Genomic DNA, 17,989 nt, shown 5'->3' with positions numbered 1-17,989 from the left:
GGGATGTATTAATTTCAATTTAATGAAAAATTTCGTGGCAAGAACACAAAGTATGTCCCGAATTATAGGGAGGAAAATACCTTCAAAAATAAGAGGCATCCCGATAAGGATATCGGGACGGAGAATTAAACCCTCAATGAGGGATTAAATATACTTATCTTGCTGCCCAAAATATAAGATCATCTATGGCCTCAGGAATTTTTGTGCTTCTCGACGATATTGCAGCTTTAATGGATGATGTGGCGGTGCTGACAAAAGTCGCCGGAAAGAAAACAGCAGGGATTTTGGGAGACGATCTGGCCGTAAATGCAGAGAAGGCATCCGGATTTATGTCTTCCCGGGAATTGCCGGTGCTTTGGGCAATTACTAAAGGCTCCTTTTTAAATAAACTGATTATTCTTCCCCTGGCTTTTTTGCTGAGCGCTTTCTTCCCATCAGCCGTTACCGTTATATTAATACTTGGTGGTCTTTACCTGGCCTACGAGGGCGCCGAAAAAATTTATGAATTTTTATTTCCTCATTCCCACAAAGGAGAAACTCCTAAACTTGAAAAACTCTCCGAAGAAGAGGTCTTAGCAAGGGAAAAGGGAAAAATAAAATCGGCAATTCTCACAGACTTTATACTTTCCGTAGAAATTGTTATTATAGCGCTGGGTACAGTAGAAAGCGAAACATTGCTCAACAAAATTCTTGTGGTAACCATTATTGCCCTGATAGCAACGGTTGGAGTGTATGGAATAGTTGCGCTAATTGTGAGGATGGATGAATTTGGTGCAAAGCTGATAGATTATAATCAGGAAGAAAACAGTATTTCCGATAAAATTGGCAGGTTCCTGGTCAATGCGCTGCCTAAAGTCATTAAAAGCCTGTCGGTTATTGGGACCATAGCCTTGCTTTTGGTTTCGGGAGGAATTTTTGTACATAACATCGACTTCATGCACGGTTTATTTGAAAATATTCCCGGCATTCTGGTAGAATTTATAACAGGCCTTGTAGTTGGGATTATTGTTGTAATGATTATTAAACTGATTATGTGGATTTGGAAAAAGTTGAGAAGCTAATTTTGATTGCCATCAAAAATGGGATCCTACTGAAGTGATAATATTCCGAAAATGAAAATAACATTCAACGAAAAGGAAAAATCGATTGAAATAAAAGACGGATTAAAATGGCAGTACCAGCTATTAAAAATCTCGTTGATTTTCACAATCATGAACGCTGTACTTTTTCCTGTTTTTGTGCTGGAAAAAATACAATTGGAATGGATGGGTTTTATTTGGATTATTGTTGGATTGGCTTCTTTGGTAATACTGATTTACACATTTCTGAAAAAATCAACTTCTGAAAAGATGAAGTTATCCGAAATTACCTCCCTGACTGAAAAAAATGTTTTTGGGCGAAAAAGGTTTAGCCTCCAACTGAAAAATGGAAAGTATAGAGACCTTATGGAATTGAAAAAGGAAACTGATATTTCAGAAATGAAAGAATTATTTAGAAATATCGGAATTAAAACAACCTGAAAAACCTTCTGCTATTTAAAAGCCATCTATACTTCATATTATGCACTCATTTTTTATTATCCAGCTTAAATGGAGCCTGGGGTAATTGATTAAACCAATAAAAACAAATATTGTTTTCCAGTCCTTGAAAATATTTTGTTCAACAATTAATAGAATAAGTTAAACATTTTGTATCTTTGGAAAAATAGAAAGGTTATGTTTGGATTATTTAAAAAGAAAACAGAAAAAGAAAAGTTACAGGAGAAATATCAAAACCTGCAGAAAAAATCCTTCGATCTATCTATAACCAATCGAAAAATGAGCGATCAAAAAGCTTTTGAAGCCGAAGAAGTTATGAGGCAACTCGAAAAGTTGAAATGAACCAATTAGGCAATAATGACTGAAGAAAAAAAACCTGATAACGTGGTTTTCAATACTGAGGATAAGCGTTATGATGCGGCATTAAAGCCGTATGCAACCTCCGTTGGAGCACCTGTAATTACCACAATAGATACAACTACCTGGAAAAACAGGAGCATCAATAAAGTTAATCATAAAATAAATACCAGGTATGTAGAGCTGAAAGCCGAATATGATAAGATGATGGAGGAATTTGAGTACAATACACTTATTTTTAATTCAGAATTTAGTTTTGAACCTGTTATTGGCGAAATCTATCATCTTTATCAAAGAGAAAAGGGTAACAGTTTTCTTTCACTTATTGCGCCCAACCAATGTGATTTTAAACACCTAGGTAGCTTTTACCTGAATGTTGATCAAACCTGGGGAAAAGTAAGTGAAGTATAATTGAAAGAGATTTAACAGAAAGACAATAGAACCGAAAACAGAAAGGGCTTGGGAAAACACCGCACCCCATTTGAAATCAAAATAAAATTTTTTATATATTGATTATTTTTTAAATTCGATACTCCAAATTCCCCTCAAATCTCCTTCGCTATATCCAATAGCCTTGTCATTGGGATAAAGGGATTTGATAATGGAATCCGTTTTCAATGATACAAATTCTTCAACTTTTCCGTGGCAGGCCAAACAGTTTACTTTTAACATAATTGGTGCATAATAATGTTTGTTATTATTCTTGTCTACCTCTACAATTGGCGTCATTTCCCGCTCCTCTGAAATTAATTTATGGTACATATTTATAATTTCAAGTTCCCTTTCAGAAGGTTTATTTTCCGGATTTCTTAATTTATCTGAAGTGCGTTTTATGATTACATCGAACTCTTCGGATAATTGCTGGGTAATAGGTATGGCCGCAACATTACAAAAAGGTATTGCCTGGTCGGGGCCACCCAATTTCATTTGCTCCGTTAATTTTTCGCCTAATGCTTTAAAAGTGGCTTGTGAAATTTCATTTCCTTTATTGGTATATTCCTGCTTTTCTTTTTCCGTAAGCTTATTGTCACAAGAAAGCATCCCCAAAAAGACCAGTACAAGCAATAAATTTTTCATGTAATTTCAGTTTTTTTTACTGATTAAATTTACATTTAAATTTTCACAGAGGTTGCTGTAGTTCATCTTTTTTGTCTTCTCTGCGTATTTTTATTTGCGTTATCCGGGGTTAAATTATTTATTCATTTTAATCAACTTGATTTTTACAAAAAATCAAGTTGTCCTTATGTTTCCCCGGTTCAAAATAAAATTCTGAGTTTCCTGGCTATTTTGAATCATATTGTTTTGTGATTTTGACGGTGGAATTCCCGCGTAACGAAATGAATTTGTATAATCTTGAAAATCCAGCTATTTTCTGCTCTATTGGTAAATAGGAACCTGGCGAAACCTCTATTAATTTTCCTCAAAAAAGAAAATGGCTTCTATGGGCAACTTAAAGGCTTTTGAAATTCTGAAGGCAGTTGGCAAGCCGGGATCAAATTTTTCCTTTTCAATGGCATTGATCGTTTGACGGGAAACTCCAATAATTTCAGCCAGATCTTCCTGGGTATAGCTATATTCAGCCCTTAGCACTTTTAACTTGTTTTTCATGAATATCTCCTTGTATTTACAGCAACACAAAATAAATAGGTTACCCCAATGAATAAAACCAAGTTGCTTATTTCTGCATCATAACCAATTAGGTTGGTAGCATCAAGCAAAGAATAAGACAACCCAACAACAACAGCCAATCCTAAAGTTAAAGCCAAAGACTCTAAATGAATTTTGCGTTCCAGCTCGTCCAAATTATTGAAGAAGTTCCTGTTTGCTATAATCATTAAAATACCATTGGCAAAATTTACCGAAACTGCCAAAACCGTTAAAACAGTGTGATCATCCCAAATATACTTGGGCCCGAAGGAAGCTATTGCCAATGTAGCCAACCAACTCCAGGTCCATGCGGCAAGTTGATAAAGATTTTTTTTTCGTTCTTTTTTCATCTTAATGTAATTAATAGTTGACTTTATGTAATGTTTACTTTACAAAAATAATAAAATAAATGAAATGTCAAGTCTTATTTACAAAAAATAATTGAAAATAAAAAAGGCGTATACTGGAATTGGCTCGCCTCTAAAATATTCAATAATAACTATTTTGGAAAAGGCCTTAGGGTAAAAAAACCGTTCAATCAATTCCTAATATTCGGAGCATTCAAGGTTGGCTATAACGGCAATAAAACTTGGTTAAAAGTTCTTGGTAAATATGATCATCATCATTTAAAAAACTGATAAGATTTAGGAAATTTGCAATCTGAATATTTTATCTTTAATACAGTTCTATGAGTAGCGAAAAAAGTCTTATCCAAAAATATAATATCCCCGGTCCCAGGTATACCAGTTACCCCACGGTTCCGTTTTGGGATGAAGATGGAATAACTACAAATAACTGGATTGCCACCCTTAAAAGGTCTTTTGAGGAAAGCAATCAGGAAGAGGGGATTAGTCTTTATATACATTTACCTTTTTGTGAAAACCTTTGTACTTTTTGTGGCTGCCATAAACGCATCACCAAAAGGCACAGCGTTGAAGAACCATATATAGATACCGTTCTCAAGGAATGGAACCTTTACTGTGAGATCTTAAGCGAAAAACCAAAAATAAAGGAAATCCATTTAGGAGGTGGAACACCCACGTTTTTTAGTCCTGAAAATCTTAAAAAGCTTATCGATGGGATCTTTGAAAAAGCTGAGCGGCATTTGGATGCCGAATTTAGTTTTGAGGGCCACCCAAATAATACTTCAGATTTACATCAGCAAACTCTATTTGATCTTGGTTTTAAAAGAAGCAGTTTTGGGGTGCAGGATTACAATCTTAAGGTTCAGCAAACCATCAACAGAATTCAGCCTTTCAGCAATGTGAAGGCAGTAACTGAAGCTTCCAGAAAAATAGGATATACTTCCGTAAGTCACGATCTTATTTTTGGTTTACCACATCAAACCAAGGAATGCATTATTGATACTATTGAAAAAACCAATCAGTTAAAACCAGACAGGATCGCTTTTTATAGTTATGCCCATGTACCGTGGATTAAAGGAGTAGGGCAGCGGGGATATGACGAAAAAGATCTTCCGACTGCTGAAGAAAAACGACTTTTATATGAAACAGGAAAAAGTCTTTTAACCGAATCTGGGTACGTTGAAATAGGGATGGATCATTTTGCCCTAAAAACAGACTCTATGTATAAGGCGATGAAGGATGAAAAACTTCATCGAAATTTTATGGGATATTCTGCCAGTAAAACACAGCTCATGATTGGACTTGGAATGAGTGCAATTGGCGATTCCTGGTACAGTTTTGCGCAAAATGTAAAAAGTGTGGAGGAATATTCAGCATTGGTAAACCAAGGAGAATTACCGCTTTTAAGGGGACACTTTTTAACCGGGGAAGATCTGGTAATAAGAAAGCATATCCTGAATATCATGTGTAATTTTGAAACCTCCTGGGAGAGTGATGAAATGAAATTTCCAGAGCTGGAAGCTTGTTTAGAGCAATTAGCCGAGATGGAGCAGGATAACCTGGTGGAAATTACTGCCAACTCATTGAAATTGAAGGAAGACGCCCGGCCGTTCGTGAGAAATGTTTGTATGGCATTTGATCTTCGTTTGATAAGGAATCAGCCAAAAACCCGTATATTTTCTATGACAATCTAGAATTTATGCAACCAATGGTTCCCCCGTGCGTGGTGATTTAATGAAGTGAATTTCTAAACCTAAAAGAAGGGGTCAAACTCAATTAATCCTATTTCCAGAATTCATCTTCGGTATTGTCAAGAAATTTCTCGTTGGTGTGTTTTTGTTCAACCAGTTCCAATTCTTCAGCAGTCGCCAGTTTCTGGATTTCCCTGAATAATATACGTTCTTCAAACCGGATGTGTTGTTCCAGTTCTTCTTCTATGAGGCTCAAATTTTTAATAAGGTCAAATTCGGCTTCAAAAAGTCGTTTTAATCTGCGATGCTCTGCCAGGGCTTTTTTTATCAAGTCGTGATCATTGCCTAAAATGGGAAACATGACAGATTCTTCCAGTTCAAAATGAGGGATTAAATGGGTTTTGAAAAACCAATCGGTATAATTTTTCATACGCTCCGGAGGTATATTTTTGCTTATCCCTGTTCTTATTTTCCAGCAAAGCAATAGTCCGTGATGATGGTCATGGCTTACAGGCTGAAGGGCTTTATCTCTTTTTAATGGTTTTGGTTCTTTCATTTTTATTATCTTAGGGAACATTTTTCTGGGTGTTAAATCATATTTTTAATCAGTAATTTCCGGTATAGAATCAAGATCGTTCCGCCTTTGACGTAACTGTAAGAATCAAGAAATAAGACTTAAGTTTAATTAATGGATAAACATTTAGTTATAATCCCTATTTTTTAGAACACTTTAATTATCAGTATGATTTAAAAAATTTATAAAGACAGATTCTGTTTTTAAAAACCTCATTGGAAAGCCCAATGGAACCTTGGTTTCGGCTTTAACAAAAATGTTTACCGGACAACTATGATTTTTAATTTTAAAAATTCCCAGGCAGGCCCGCCTGAATGATTCTTAAGCCTCGCGGAATTAAACCATCAATGAGGGAAAAATATGCGTTTCCGGGAAGTTGGAGCTTAAAGTTTGTAAAAAGTAATATGTGAGGATGTTTTAAACCCTCACATATTGCAGGTACTAACTTCTTAATTCCTTTTCAAGTGCTATGGCCTTGGGAAATAGAATGTTATTTTCCAGGTGTATATGCAATTGCAGGTCTTCTTCAAATTCTTTTAACAGTGAGAAGGTGACCCGGTAAGTGTTACAGGCATCGGCAGGAACCTGGTAATTATTGGTCAAACCGGCAATTTTACGGAAACGTTCTCCTTCAACATCGTGTTCCTCTTTCATCATTTCAACCGGATTTTCTACTGTTCCAAAGTTTGGAAGCGGAATTTCTTTCCCCTCCTCTTTTGCTTCCACCATTTTCTTTATGAAAGGAAAAAGGATCAATTCCTCTTTTTTCATATGCGCCGCAAGCTCACCAACAGATGCCTTAAATTCTTCATTTATGGTAAATAATTCATTATGCCTTTCGCCATGAACCTTGCATAATTTTTCCAGGTAAGGAACTATTTCTGAAGATCGTGTTGCTACATACCTGTGATGTTTCTTAATGATATAATCGGCGAGTAAATCCAAAGGCCAGGTTTTATAATCGTTTGCACTGTCGGTGTTCGCCTTCTGCAAAGTTGCAATTTCGTCCAGGAGTGTATCCAGAGGAATACTTCCTGTTTCGCAAACTGTTTCAATACTTCGATTTCCATTGCAGCAAAAATCAATCTTATGATTTTTAAAAATTTGAGCTGTTCTGTAATCTTCAGCTACCAGTTCTCCAACGATTTTTTCTTTTGTAATTGTCATAATTATAAATTTTAAACGTTTAATTTGATATTTACCTCCCTAAAATCAGAACCCCGGGAGATTTTAAAAGGGTTTTTATAAAATTTGATTGTACATCAAGTTCCTTGTATTAATAAGATATTAATACCTTTTTATCTTTTATTTGGTTAAATTTTTTTATCTTTTTAAAAAAGTAAGTCCAACTTCCAGTCCCGTGGCTAATTCATAAATACTTGTTTCACTGGACATCTTTTTCAGGTTATCCCGTATTTCCTTAAACTGAAAATGCACAGGACAGGGCAAATCTTCATTGCATTCTTTTAAACCTAATCCACATCCGTTGAATATTTTATCACCATCAATTGCGGTCACAATATGAATCAATTTAATGGAGTCTATATCTTTTTTATCGATTTGAAATCCTCCTGTAGGTCCTTTTACAGATTTGATAATATCATTTTTTGCAAGTTGTTGAAGGATTTTTGCTGTAAAAGCTACGGGAGAATCAATCTCCGTAGAGATATCCTTCAGGTTAACCCTGTTTCCCTGCAAGGATTGCATCGCTATATAAATAGTAGCTCTAATTCCGTATTCGCATGCTTTTGAAAACATTTCTTCTTTATTTCAGCAAATATAAGAAGATAATTCCTTAATAGGACAATTATATCTGAATTAAAAGCAGTTCAGGTGACAGTTGTCATATTCTGAATTACAAAGCATTTGAAGAAGGTTAATTCTTTTTTAAAAGGCAAGTCCCTGAAAATTATAAAAGTTATCTTTAGGATTCACTGAAAACTTTTGCCAATACTTCAAAAAAACTTCCATTATGAAACAGAAAATAGCATCCCTAAAAAATCTTGAAAGCGAAGACGTTAATGTAAAACGACTTCCATTTTCAATTCGAATATTACTTGAAAACGCATTGAGGAACCATGATGGTTTTGCGATTACTGATGAACATCTGGAAACTTTGAAGAACTGGAAAGCGGAAGGGGTAGACAAGGAGATTCCATTTAAACCTGCCCGTATTTTAATGCAGGATTTTACAGGAGTTCCTGCGGTGGTAGATATTACTTCGCTGCGTGGGGAGGTTATCCGTAAAGGTGGTGATGGTAGCAAGATAAACCCGGTAATTCCCGTAGATCTTATTATCGACCATTCTGTTCAGGTGGATTTCTTCGGAACAAATTATTCCAAAGAAAAAAATGTAGAGAGAGAATATGAACGAAATTCAGAACGTTATAAATTGCTGAAATGGGGGCAATCTGGCCTAAGCAATTTTACGGTGGTTCCGCCGGGGATGGGGATTTGCCATCAGGTAAATCTTGAATATCTAGCTAAAGGAGTTATAGAAAGAGATGGCTGGGCTTTCCCCGATTCCCTTGTTGGCCTGGATTCCCACACGCCCATGGTTAACGGAATTGGTGTTTTAGGTTGGGGTGTTGGAGGAATAGAAGCAGAAGCAGCGATGCTGGGACAACCTGTTTATTTTACTTGTCCTAAGGTTGTAGGCTTAAAATTATCCGGAAAAATCCCGGAAGGTTGTACCGCTACAGATATGGTGCTTACTATTACAGAACTACTACGAAAAGTGGGCGTAGTGGGGAAATTCGTCGAGGTTTTTGGCGATGCCCTGGATTTCTTAACGGTTACAGATCGTGCTACTATCTCCAATATGTCACCTGAATTTGGCTGTACCGTAACCTATTTTCCTATAGATGATCAAACGCTGGATTATATGAAACGCACCAACAGGCCTTCAGAACAAATTGAGCTTGTAAAGGAATATTGTAAAGAAAACCTAATGTGGCGTACCGGAAAGGAAGATATAGAATACAGCGAGATTGTAGAACTGGATCTAAGCTCGCTTGAGCCAACCGTTTCAGGGCCTAAACGCCCGCAGGATAAGATCCTGGTAAAGGATTTAAACAAAAAATTCTCAGGAATTTTACATGAAGAATTCTCAAGAAGGTATATTCCAATGGAGGAACGGCAGGAGCATAGATGGTTGGAAGAAGGAGGAAGCGGTACCGAATTCACCCCTTCTGAAAAGCATTCCGGAGAAAAGGCGGAGATCGATAAAGATGGCTTAAGATCGGTTAAAGTTAAATTTAAAAACGCCGACTTTAAACTGAGTGACGGAAGTATTGTTATTGCAGCTATCACCAGTTGCACCAACACCTCAAATCCTACTGTGATGGTAGGAGCTGGCCTGGTTGCCAGGAAAGCACTTCAGCGTGGGCTAAGAACTAAATCATGGGTAAAAACCAGCCTGGCTCCCGGTTCAAAAGTTGTAACAAATTATTTAAACAGATCGGGTCTTTCTGAAGATCTTGACGCCCTTCGCTTTCACACTGTTGGCTATGGATGTACTTCCTGTATTGGCAATAGCGGCCCTTTGCCGCCCTACATTGCGGAAGCAGTAGACGAAAATGAACTTGTGGTTGCATCGGTGCTTTCCGGAAACCGGAACTTTGAAGCCCGGGTCCATTCTCAGGTGAAAATGAACTTTTTAATGTCGCCTATGCTCGTGGTGGCGTATGCATTGGTGGGAAGGGTAGATATAGATTTGTTAAACGATCCTCTTGGCTATGATCCAAACGGAAAACCGGTTTATTTAAAGGATATCTGGCCATCTCAGGAAGAGATCAATAAAACCATTCATGAGTGTATGAGGGTGGAAGATTTTAAAAATGTGTACGATGTCATTTTTGAAGGGGAAGAGGACTGGCAAGAACTGGAAGCCCCCACAGGAACCGAATATCGCTGGGAAGATACTTCCACCTATATAAAAGAAGCTCCATTTTTTATAGACTTGAGTGAAGATCCTGATGATTTTAGCGATATCAGGGATGCACGCGTTCTTTTATTTCTGGGAAATTCCATTACTACAGATCATATTTCACCTGCAGGAGCTTTCAGTGAAACTTCAGCCGCCGGGAAATATCTTATCAGCAAAGGAGTTGATCCCAAAGATTTTAATTCCTATGGTTCAAGGCGTGGAAACCACGAAGTTATGATGCGGGGTACCTTCGCCAATGTTCGTATAAAGAATCAATTAACCGATAAGGTAGGAGGATATTCTATTCATTTGCCATCCGGGGAAACGGCCAGTGTTTTTGAAACCGCGATGAAATATGCTGAAACCAAAACTCCTTTAATTGTAATAGCCGGAAAAGAATACGGGAGTGGATCCTCAAGGGACTGGGCTGCAAAAGGAACAAGCCTATTGGGAATAAAAGCAGTGATAGCCGATAGTTTTGAGCGTATTCACCGTAGTAATCTGGTGCAGATGGGAGTTTTGCCCCTGGAATTTATTCCTGGCCAAAATGCGGATCAACTTGGTCTTACCGGAAAGGAAAGCTTCACCCTAACAGGTATTGCCCAAAAGTGGATCCCAGGGAAAATGATAAAAGTGAGTGCTATAAAGGAAAGCGGAGAGAAAATTGAATTTGAATTAAAAGCCAGGCTGGATTCAGATATAGAAATTGCGTATTATCAACATGGGGGGATCCTGCAATATGTATTGAGGGGTTTTTTAAAAAATAAACAGTAATGTTCGGATAAGAGTCAGGATGGTTCCGCATTTGGCGTAACTGCAAGAATCAAGAAAAATAAGATTTGAGATGTGAGTATTGAGTATTGAGAAAAAAAAGACAAAATTGTTATTGTATTCGTGGCTAAAAAACAATGAAGATTAATTTCTGCGAATCCAGAGTTATCGGGAGCAGTTTATATCAGCGGGAGATAAAATACAAGTACCATTTAAAAATAATGGTTAAAACGGTCAACACTAATCCGGGAGGTTTATTGATTTTAACTGGCTGATAAACATTTAGTTATAATTTATTTTTTTTCAGAACACTTTATTGTCGATATCATTTAAAAATTTAAAAACAGTAAGGTTTTTTAATTAAAAATCTCATTGGAATGCCCAATGAATGTGGTTTCAGCTTTCACAAAAATGTTACCGGACAACAATGATAAAATAAGTAAGAATTAGGCCGGTTTGGTATTCAATAAGATGGAGTTGGAACCATTCTTACTTTTGTTTGAAAGATCCCTCATAGGTTTGGATCCAATCCTGAGGGGTGATTTTTGAAACCAGCTCCGCTATAAGATCATAGGGGATGTCTTCAGGTTTTTGAAAACGGATACAACTTTTTCCTATATCCAATTTTCTTGCGGAAAATTTTTTATAAGCCGAAGTGAACCAATTTAAAAGATCTTTATCTGCATAAATACCCATATGATATAGCGCTACGAAATTTTTTTTTGAGGCGATACTTAGAAAAGGCAAAGGCACTTTAGGTGTGCAATGATATCCCTTTGGGTATAGCGAATGAGGAATAACATATCCTATCATTCCGTAACTCATGGTTTCCTGGAAACCATCAGGTATATGGTCGAGGATTGATTTTCTTAATTTTTGGATTATCGCCTTCCTATCTTCAGGTAATTCCTGAAGATATTCTTCAGGGCTATTCGTTTTTGAGTTCATTTTTTCAGTGTTATTTCGCGAATGGGGTTTAAAATTCTATGGCCGAAACCACCTCCAGAGTTATAGGTTTTCCAATCCGGTCCTCTATTTTGGCTTTAACCCGCTTCATTTCTATGGAGCTGATAGGTTCCCCGCTCACCACCTTCACGGAGACCAACAGTGTTTTTCCGAAACGAACTTTCACCTCTTTTAAAACAACATTCTCAATCACGGAACCTTCCAGTTGACTTGTAATTCTTGCTTCCTCCTTTATTCGGTTAAACGAAAGGGATAATGGAACCATCACAATGGCAATTATTATAAAGGTATAAATAAGACCCATTTTTGCTCTTTTAAAAGGAGCAAAACCTAATAGTAAAAAGGTGATGCCGGCAAACATAATTATTCCGGCAAGATTGGTTGAATATAATAAGAAAGCTCCGGAAAAAACCGCCCAATCCCACCAGCCAATTCCAATTCCGGCAACAGCAAGGGGAGGCACCAGGGCAACTGCAATTGCTACACCTGCAAGGCTTTTGGCTATTCCGGATTTGGCATGTGCATAGGCAGCGGCAACTCCGGATGCAACTGCTATCCCCATATCAAGCAGGGTAGGAGAAAGCCTTGCATTGATCTCCGGAGTCAATACCTTTAAAGGAATTATTAAACTCACCCCGGCAGCAAAAACCAGTGAAACTACTGTTCCTATTATTATGGTGACCACTCCGGTTTTTAGCATATTTATATCATATCGTACCATACCCATAGAGAAAGAAACTATGGGCGAAATAATTGGGGCAAGGATCATAGCTCCAATTATTACAGGCGAGGAATTTCCAAACAATCCAAAGCTTGCAATTAGAGTGGATAGTATCATCATTACCACATAAATAGAAGTTACCTCCGCATTGTCGCGTAAAACCTTAAAGAGATCTGCGAACTCTTCGGCGGTGGCCCGCGGGAATAATGGAAGTTTACGTTTTGTAAGTTCTATCTTCTTTTCACCGGTAGGTAGGTTATCAATTTGTAAACTGTTTTTTTCATTTGCACCCTCACCTTCCGAGATGTAGGAGCTTTTTTGTTTGATAAAAAGCGCATCTTTTACCACTTCAAAATTGATATTTTTGGCCGATCGGATTTTACCGTCTATAGTAAATTCAACTCCTGACTGGTTTTCTATGGTTAAATTTGAGGCTTTAATTTGACCTATAAACGAAGGTGGATTGCTGAAGGTATTTCTTGGTAACAAACTTCGGAATAAAAACCAAAAAAACTCAAGGATATTCGGGGGAGAAAGGATTACGGTATCAAACTGCCCATCATTAATAGAACTTTCTGAAATAAGCCTTTTTGAAATTATGGAACTCATCGCATGCTCAATAACCACTATCCCCAAAGCAGAAGTGCTGATGATTTTTTCACCATCGATGCTTAAAACAAAGGGCTTGTGAGAAAGAGAGGGCAATTGCCGGATATTCCTTATAAAATGTAAAACCTCTGAAAAAAAATTATTCTTTTTAGTATCCTTTGTAATTGCAAAAACATCCCCAATATTAACCGAAAGGAAAACGGGTTGGTCGTTGCATAAAAGAAGATCAAGTTTATAGGGTTCTTCAGTTTCAAGGATCTCTTTTACCGATTCTTCCAGGTCTCTGGAGATTCCCAAACCTTGGATGGTATATTTAATATCAGGACGCGGTAAAATCCCTACCACCCATTGGTTATTTGCCGCTCTGGGTAAAAATTCTGATAGAAACTCATCCCCTAAATAGGTGAGAAGAATAGCATTTTCCTGCGGACTAAAATCTGCAATTAAGGGATAGGGAACCAAGGTATAATCCCTGTTTTCAAGCAAGGGGATAATTTTTTCTTTTATCTCCTCAATATCTGCAGAAGTGTGAATAATATATAGCATTTGTCAAATTTCCTGTTTATACCAGTAAGGTATGATTTTACAAAGATGGGCTTTAACTTTTAACCTTCCATTGGGATCTACGCTAAATCAAGATGCCTTCAAATTTTGCAGAGGCAAAGCTGAATAGGTATCAATTCAGTCCTTTTTAATCCCTCATTAAAGGTTTATTTTCCCCAAGGCCAGCCAGAATAATTCAGCCGGGTTTGCCTCAAATTTTTAAAAGTATTTCCCTCCCCATAATTCGGGACATTCCTTATGTACCTGCCCCGAAGTTTTTGATTTCAGAATATAAATTCTCATTTTAAGGATTTGTCTGCCACTTCTTTAACTCTTTCGGCAGTATCGGCTATTGATAATGAGAGTCTTACAATACTATCTTCCAAAGCCAGCAAATCATGCGGTACATGGCCTTCCAATGCTACCAGATCACCTTTTTCCAAATTATGAATTTCACCATTAACACCAAAAGCAACCTTGCCTTCAAAAACCTCAACAACTATGGGGAATGGGGTTTTATGCTCTTTCATCTCCTGATTTTTTTTCATCGCAATTCGTATTTCCTTAGTGGTTTTGGTATTTAGTAATACCTGTACAGCAGGTTTATGCTCGTTATATTCAAGATCTTTAATTAAAGACACGGTTTTCATAAGTAATGTTTTTTTTATCCCATCAATGGGTTTATTTCTAAGATATCCGCCCGTTTCGTTTAGGAGGCATTCCATTTTAGGATGAATTTACAAAATAAAAGATGAATGATGTTCCCTAAATTCACCCAAAAAGCGACGTATAATTAAACGTTGGGTAAAAAGGTAGTTTTAAAACAAGGCTAAAATAAATTCATCATCTGCAAATTATAGCGTTTTAAATCTACTTTTTTCCATCTATTGTGTTTATTTTTATAAGAGACAAGATCAGGACCATGGAACTCAGCAAAAACCCGGAATTTTACCCTCCATTGGAAGAAAAACTAAATATTTTTACTCACGGCTTTGGTTTTATATTGAGCATATTAGGGCTTATAATGCTTATTTTACGGGCAAATGAGTTAGGTGAAATTAAACATCTTATAAGTTTTAGTGTTTTTGGGGCGAGTATGGTAGTACTTTATGCCGCTTCAACTTTTTATCATAGCGCGAAATCCCGTGTGTTACGCTACCGGCTCAATATACTGGACCACGCTGCTATCTATGTCCTGATAGCAGGTACTTATACTCCATTTGCTATGGTAACGCTCGATGGAACTTTAGGCTGGATAATCTTTGGAGTGATTTGGGCAATGGCTCTTTGCGGAGTAATTTTAAAACTTTTTTATACGGGAAGGTATCAAACCCTTTCTACCATCATGTATGTCATTATGGGTTGGGTGGTGGTATTTGCAATAAAACCGCTGTTGGAAAACCTACCGGATACAGGACTTTTGTGGCTTCTTTCAGGCGGAATTTCCTATACCCTGGGTGCCGTGATCTTTAGTTTGAACAGGATAAAATTTAATCACGCAATTTTTCACTTATTTGTATTGTTTGGGAGTTTCTCACATTTCATCGCTATTTATTACTATGTGCTTCCCGGGGAATGATTCAATAATTAAAGCACGGTAGTTTTTCAAAAATACTGAGATTACCAAAAACGTAAGCTATCAAAATACTCCCCTCCTATAAATTACATTTTCAGAAAAATTAAACATCTTCAAAATGGAAAAAATGAAATTTCAAATCAGTATTAATGCAGCCAGGGAAAAGGTTTGGTAAACCTTATGGAATGATACTACCTATCGAATTTGGACTGCTATTTTTTCTCTGGGATCCCGTGTTGAAACAAATTGGAAGGAAGGGAGCAAAATATTGTTCCTGAATGGGGAGAACGAGGGTATGGTATCTAAGATCCTGGCGAAAAAGGACAACGAATTCATGTCCTTCCAACATTTGGGAATGGTAGATAAAAATGGAAATGAGGATACAAAAAGTGACCAGGTAAAAGCCTGGGCAGGTACTTTGGAAAATTATTATCTGAGATCTGTGAAGGGAGAAACAGAAGTAAGGATTGAAATGGATGTAGCGGATAATTATAAAGATTATTTCAAAAAAACCTGGCCATCGGCTTTGCAAAAGCTGAAAGAATTGGCAGAGGAAGACAAAATTCTTTCATAAATCAATCAGAAATTTTTAACAGAATGTTTATGAAAATGAAAACAGAGGAATTGATTTCTGATCTTATCGAGAGAACAAAACTTAATTTCAATAAAGCCGAAAGACTTATATCTGTTTCAATTGAAAAACTCAACTCGAGACCTTCAGCTGAAAGTTGGAGCGCATTGGAATGTTTAGAACATCTCAATCTATACTGGGACTTTTATTTGCCTGAAATTCGTAACCGGATAAAAAAGAGCAAATATCAGCCGGAGGAATCTTTTTATAGTGGGCTGCTTGGTAATTATTTCTCCAAAAGCATGCTCCCAAAGGAAAATTTGAAAAAAATGAAAACGTTTAAGGATAAAGATCCAATTGGCAGTCAGCTTGAACTAAGCACGTTAAAGCGATTCTTAGATCAACAAAAAGCATTGTTGGAACTGTTGGAACTTTCAAAAAATGTAAGCCTGAATAAAACAAAAACAGCGATAAGCATTTCCAGATTTATAAAATTAAAATTGGGAGATACTTTTCGGGTTCTTGTTTACCACAATCAACGGCATTTAATCCAGGCGCAAATGACGTTAGAACCTAAAATATAGATTTTCATGCACTAACTATTTCCTTTTTGGATAAGAAAGATCCGGCCGAATATACCCTCTTATAATTTCTATATCGGAAATAGTCTCTTCAAGTTCGCTAAAAAGTTGAGCACCCTCATCCCCAAGAAGCAGCCTGTTATCTACAATCATGCGTTCATAATGTTCGGGACTTTCAGCCGCTGCGGCTACCATAAAATAGGTTCCCATAACACCAAAACCACTGCGATATACTCTATAATGAAGATTTGAATCTTTTTTGATATTGAGTGCTTTGAATTTTTCTGCGAGTTCTTCGGCTTTCTTGGCGTTATCTGGCGTGAAATGATAAATTGTATTGTTTCTAAAATTTTTCCCTACCGGCGTTACGTTTATACCATCCGGTTGGTAGGATAGATTCTTATCCAGGGTGATTACATAATCACCGTGAGTTTCATAGCAGTCATTGTACTTATTAAAGATTCGGGTGGTTTCCCGTTGTCCCATCTTTTCAGAAAGGCTTCCAAAAGGATTTTTATCAAAATCAGCCATATTTTCAATAGGTGAGATATAAAAATATCGATAATCATGTGAAACCAGAGTAAACCAGCTAATATCAGTGATATCGTGTTGCTTGAGAGCCGCTATAAGTTCCTTGTCCACGCTTTCTTGTTTAATAGACATAACGGGTTTGGTTCTGTCTTCATGGATCCAGTACATTTGAGAGTCCTGGTTATCCTGAGCAGGAAGAATAAATGAATGTATAAGGAATAGAAATAAAATTCCAAGGGTTTTAAATGTATTCATGATAGATTGTTTTAAATTATTACTTAACATACTCCCTAGTTGATCAGGATCTATTTTAGCTATTTTTGCCTCAAACATAATCTTAGGAATGAGGAAAATATTAAAGCAAATTCATTCGGAGTTTTATATAACTGGCGATCAATAATCCATAAGGTTTATATTGATATCCTTGATCTAGCAACAGGGGGAAGTTGCTTTTCTTTTGATGATTCCAGGCGGGTAAAGAACTGGAAATTATCAGCTTACTTATATTCTTATAGATATAAAGATACAGAAATTATTTTTTCTATAAAAACCAATTTTAACTTTAAAAGTGTTTCAGTATAACCTGAATTAAATTGCTGAGGAACCATAAAAGCATATTGTGAAGATGGTTTTTACCAATATAGGCTGTCTCCTAAATCAATTCTTTTAAATCTATTTTAATATTTCGAGTGAAGTAAATAGATGTTTTGAGAGTTGATGGGTGAAATGAGATTAGTAAACAAAAGGTTAAAAATGGGGAAAAACCCCTATTAAAGAAAGGAATGGTTTAAAACAAATTTTGACAGCAATTTAATGTTCCATAATTTTAATACTCCTGTCCCGTTCTGCCGGGATTTCTTGGAAATTTTGGATATATCTTGCTTTCACCTTGCTGTGGGCTTGCCGGGAGGTGCTTGATTTATGTTGTATCTGCAAAAAAAGCTACCCTAAATTTATAAAAACTCAATTTTTGCCTGAAATAAGGTCATTAATTTATGAAACCACTACCGCCAATAAGTT

General features: G+C 36.7%; 19 protein-coding genes. 9 read left to right on the top strand and 10 right to left on the bottom strand.

Annotated features, from left to right (window positions below):
- The first annotated feature begins 185 nt into the window (after positions 1–185).
- The 4 genes from ACKGJN_RS06085 (at position 186) to ACKGJN_RS06070 (ending at position 2,306) form a co-directional block, all read left to right on the top strand.
- Positions 186–1,061 carry a DUF808 domain-containing protein gene (locus ACKGJN_RS06085; protein WP_409538564.1) on the top strand — a complete coding sequence of 292 codons (876 nt, stop codon included), beginning with the start codon at positions 186–188 and terminating at the stop codon, positions 1,059–1,061.
- A 51-nt stretch (positions 1,062–1,112) separates the two neighbouring features.
- Positions 1,113–1,520, top strand: a complete 408-nt coding sequence (locus ACKGJN_RS06080) for a hypothetical protein (protein ID WP_409538563.1) — start codon at positions 1,113–1,115, stop codon at positions 1,518–1,520.
- A 195-nt stretch (positions 1,521–1,715) separates the two neighbouring features.
- Entirely contained in the window at positions 1,716–1,880 is a 165-nt protein-coding gene (locus ACKGJN_RS06075; RefSeq protein ID WP_409538562.1) for a Lacal_2735 family protein, read from the top strand.
- A 15-nt stretch (positions 1,881–1,895) separates the two neighbouring features.
- Entirely contained in the window at positions 1,896–2,306 is a 411-nt protein-coding gene (locus tag ACKGJN_RS06070; RefSeq protein WP_409538561.1) for a DUF2452 domain-containing protein, read from the top strand.
- A 102-nt stretch (positions 2,307–2,408) separates the two neighbouring features.
- Here the strand turns inward: ACKGJN_RS06070 and ACKGJN_RS06065 are convergent, their stop codons facing one another.
- The 3 genes from ACKGJN_RS06065 to ACKGJN_RS06055 all read right to left on the bottom strand — a co-directional run bounded on the left by ACKGJN_RS06065 (position 2,409) and on the right by ACKGJN_RS06055 (position 3,892).
- Positions 2,409–2,972 (bottom strand): Tll0287-like domain-containing protein, encoded by a 564-nt coding sequence (locus tag ACKGJN_RS06065; RefSeq protein WP_409538560.1) that lies wholly within the window; start codon positions 2,970–2,972, stop codon positions 2,409–2,411.
- A gap of 333 nt (positions 2,973–3,305) precedes the next feature.
- A complete protein-coding gene (locus ACKGJN_RS06060; protein WP_409538559.1) occupies positions 3,306–3,503 on the bottom strand; it encodes a helix-turn-helix transcriptional regulator in 198 nt (65 codons plus the stop codon).
- Positions 3,500–3,892, bottom strand: coding sequence for a hypothetical protein (locus tag ACKGJN_RS06055; protein WP_409538558.1), 393 nt, complete (start codon positions 3,890–3,892; stop codon positions 3,500–3,502). The genes ACKGJN_RS06060 and ACKGJN_RS06055 overlap by 4 nt, the downstream gene beginning before the upstream one ends.
- Positions 3,893–4,230: 338 nt before the next feature.
- Here ACKGJN_RS06055 and hemN point away from each other — a divergent pair, with 338 nt between their 5' ends.
- Positions 4,231–5,601, top strand: a complete 1,371-nt coding sequence (hemN, locus tag ACKGJN_RS06050; RefSeq protein WP_409538557.1) for an oxygen-independent coproporphyrinogen III oxidase — start codon at positions 4,231–4,233, stop codon at positions 5,599–5,601.
- Positions 5,602–5,689: 88 nt separating this feature from the next.
- Here the strand turns inward: hemN and ACKGJN_RS06045 are convergent, their stop codons facing one another.
- From ACKGJN_RS06045 to ACKGJN_RS06035, 3 genes are all read right to left on the bottom strand, one after another.
- Complete coding sequence (locus ACKGJN_RS06045; RefSeq protein ID WP_409538555.1) at positions 5,690–6,154, bottom strand: hemerythrin domain-containing protein; 465 nt, start codon at positions 6,152–6,154, stop codon at positions 5,690–5,692.
- A gap of 459 nt (positions 6,155–6,613) precedes the next feature.
- Positions 6,614–7,339 carry an iron-sulfur cluster repair di-iron protein gene (gene ric, locus ACKGJN_RS06040; protein WP_409538554.1) on the bottom strand — a complete coding sequence of 242 codons (726 nt, stop codon included), beginning with the start codon at positions 7,337–7,339 and terminating at the stop codon, positions 6,614–6,616.
- 156 nt (positions 7,340–7,495) lie between these two features.
- Positions 7,496–7,930, bottom strand: coding sequence for an RrF2 family transcriptional regulator (locus tag ACKGJN_RS06035; protein WP_409538553.1), 435 nt, complete (start codon positions 7,928–7,930; stop codon positions 7,496–7,498).
- A gap of 214 nt (positions 7,931–8,144) precedes the next feature.
- On the opposite strand from ACKGJN_RS06035, the gene acnA reads away from it, so the two are divergent.
- A complete protein-coding gene (gene acnA, locus ACKGJN_RS06030; RefSeq protein ID WP_409538552.1) occupies positions 8,145–10,874 on the top strand; it encodes an aconitate hydratase AcnA in 2,730 nt (909 codons plus the stop codon).
- Between the two features lie 486 nt (positions 10,875–11,360).
- Here the strand turns inward: acnA and ACKGJN_RS06025 are convergent, their stop codons facing one another.
- The 3 genes from ACKGJN_RS06025 to ACKGJN_RS06015 all read right to left on the bottom strand — a co-directional run bounded on the left by ACKGJN_RS06025 (position 11,361) and on the right by ACKGJN_RS06015 (position 14,360).
- A complete protein-coding gene (locus tag ACKGJN_RS06025; protein ID WP_409538551.1) occupies positions 11,361–11,819 on the bottom strand; it encodes a DUF1801 domain-containing protein in 459 nt (152 codons plus the stop codon).
- Positions 11,820–11,847: 28 nt separating this feature from the next.
- Positions 11,848–13,713, bottom strand: a complete 1,866-nt coding sequence (locus ACKGJN_RS06020; protein WP_409538549.1) for a DUF389 domain-containing protein — start codon at positions 13,711–13,713, stop codon at positions 11,848–11,850.
- 296 nt (positions 13,714–14,009) lie between these two features.
- The gene (locus tag ACKGJN_RS06015) at positions 14,010–14,360 is read right to left on the bottom strand and encodes a cupin domain-containing protein (protein WP_409538852.1); all 351 of its coding nucleotides are present in this window, start codon (positions 14,358–14,360) and stop codon (positions 14,010–14,012) included.
- A gap of 272 nt (positions 14,361–14,632) precedes the next feature.
- Here ACKGJN_RS06015 and trhA point away from each other — a divergent pair, with 272 nt between their 5' ends.
- The 3 genes from trhA (at position 14,633) to ACKGJN_RS06000 (ending at position 16,441) form a co-directional block, all read left to right on the top strand.
- Positions 14,633–15,289, top strand: coding sequence for a PAQR family membrane homeostasis protein TrhA (trhA, locus tag ACKGJN_RS06010; RefSeq protein WP_409538548.1), 657 nt, complete (start codon positions 14,633–14,635; stop codon positions 15,287–15,289).
- A 292-nt stretch (positions 15,290–15,581) separates the two neighbouring features.
- Positions 15,582–15,860 carry a hypothetical protein gene (locus ACKGJN_RS06005; protein WP_409538547.1) on the top strand — a complete coding sequence of 93 codons (279 nt, stop codon included), beginning with the start codon at positions 15,582–15,584 and terminating at the stop codon, positions 15,858–15,860.
- Between the two features lie 29 nt (positions 15,861–15,889).
- Positions 15,890–16,441, top strand: coding sequence for a DinB family protein (locus tag ACKGJN_RS06000; protein WP_409538546.1), 552 nt, complete (start codon positions 15,890–15,892; stop codon positions 16,439–16,441).
- A gap of 15 nt (positions 16,442–16,456) precedes the next feature.
- Here ACKGJN_RS06000 and ACKGJN_RS05995 read toward each other — a convergent pair whose 3' ends face one another.
- Positions 16,457–17,224 carry a hypothetical protein gene (locus tag ACKGJN_RS05995; protein WP_409538545.1) on the bottom strand — a complete coding sequence of 256 codons (768 nt, stop codon included), beginning with the start codon at positions 17,222–17,224 and terminating at the stop codon, positions 16,457–16,459.
- Positions 17,225–17,989: the final 765 nt, after the last annotated feature.

The sequence above is a fragment of the Gillisia xinjiangensis genome, from assembly GCF_046298265.1.
Lineage (GTDB): Bacteria > Bacteroidota > Bacteroidia > Flavobacteriales > Flavobacteriaceae > Gillisia > Gillisia xinjiangensis.
The sequence above is the reverse complement of the archived record's forward strand: the minus strand, read 5'-3'. Positions and strand labels throughout refer to the sequence as shown.

Excerpts from the sequence above, each read along its gene's own strand:
- ACKGJN_RS06085 (WP_409538564.1), top strand. The coding sequence starts at position 186 with ATGGCCTCAGGAATTTTTGTGCTTCTCGACGATATTGCAGCTTTAATG.
- ACKGJN_RS06080 (WP_409538563.1), top strand. The coding sequence starts at position 1,113 with ATGAAAATAACATTCAACGAAAAGGAAAAATCGATTGAAATAAAAGAC.
- ACKGJN_RS06075 (WP_409538562.1), top strand. The coding sequence starts at position 1,716 with ATGTTTGGATTATTTAAAAAGAAAACAGAAAAAGAAAAGTTACAGGAG.
- ACKGJN_RS06070 (WP_409538561.1), top strand. The coding sequence starts at position 1,896 with ATGACTGAAGAAAAAAAACCTGATAACGTGGTTTTCAATACTGAGGAT.
- ACKGJN_RS06065 (WP_409538560.1), bottom strand. The coding sequence starts at position 2,972 with ATGAAAAATTTATTGCTTGTACTGGTCTTTTTGGGGATGCTTTCTTGT.
- ACKGJN_RS06060 (WP_409538559.1), bottom strand. The coding sequence starts at position 3,503 with ATGAAAAACAAGTTAAAAGTGCTAAGGGCTGAATATAGCTATACCCAG.
- ACKGJN_RS06055 (WP_409538558.1), bottom strand. The coding sequence starts at position 3,892 with ATGAAAAAAGAACGAAAAAAAAATCTTTATCAACTTGCCGCATGGACC.
- hemN (WP_409538557.1), top strand. The coding sequence starts at position 4,231 with ATGAGTAGCGAAAAAAGTCTTATCCAAAAATATAATATCCCCGGTCCC.
- ACKGJN_RS06045 (WP_409538555.1), bottom strand. The coding sequence starts at position 6,154 with ATGAAAGAACCAAAACCATTAAAAAGAGATAAAGCCCTTCAGCCTGTA.
- ric (WP_409538554.1), bottom strand. The coding sequence starts at position 7,339 with ATGACAATTACAAAAGAAAAAATCGTTGGAGAACTGGTAGCTGAAGAT.
- ACKGJN_RS06035 (WP_409538553.1), bottom strand. The coding sequence starts at position 7,930 with ATGTTTTCAAAAGCATGCGAATACGGAATTAGAGCTACTATTTATATA.
- acnA (WP_409538552.1), top strand. The coding sequence starts at position 8,145 with ATGAAACAGAAAATAGCATCCCTAAAAAATCTTGAAAGCGAAGACGTT.
- ACKGJN_RS06025 (WP_409538551.1), bottom strand. The coding sequence starts at position 11,819 with ATGAACTCAAAAACGAATAGCCCTGAAGAATATCTTCAGGAATTACCT.
- ACKGJN_RS06020 (WP_409538549.1), bottom strand. The coding sequence starts at position 13,713 with ATGCTATATATTATTCACACTTCTGCAGATATTGAGGAGATAAAAGAA.
- ACKGJN_RS06015 (WP_409538852.1), bottom strand. The coding sequence starts at position 14,360 with ATGAAAACCGTGTCTTTAATTAAAGATCTTGAATATAACGAGCATAAA.
- trhA (WP_409538548.1), top strand. The coding sequence starts at position 14,633 with ATGGAACTCAGCAAAAACCCGGAATTTTACCCTCCATTGGAAGAAAAA.
- ACKGJN_RS06005 (WP_409538547.1), top strand. The coding sequence starts at position 15,582 with ATGGTATCTAAGATCCTGGCGAAAAAGGACAACGAATTCATGTCCTTC.
- ACKGJN_RS06000 (WP_409538546.1), top strand. The coding sequence starts at position 15,890 with ATGAAAATGAAAACAGAGGAATTGATTTCTGATCTTATCGAGAGAACA.
- ACKGJN_RS05995 (WP_409538545.1), bottom strand. The coding sequence starts at position 17,224 with ATGAATACATTTAAAACCCTTGGAATTTTATTTCTATTCCTTATACAT.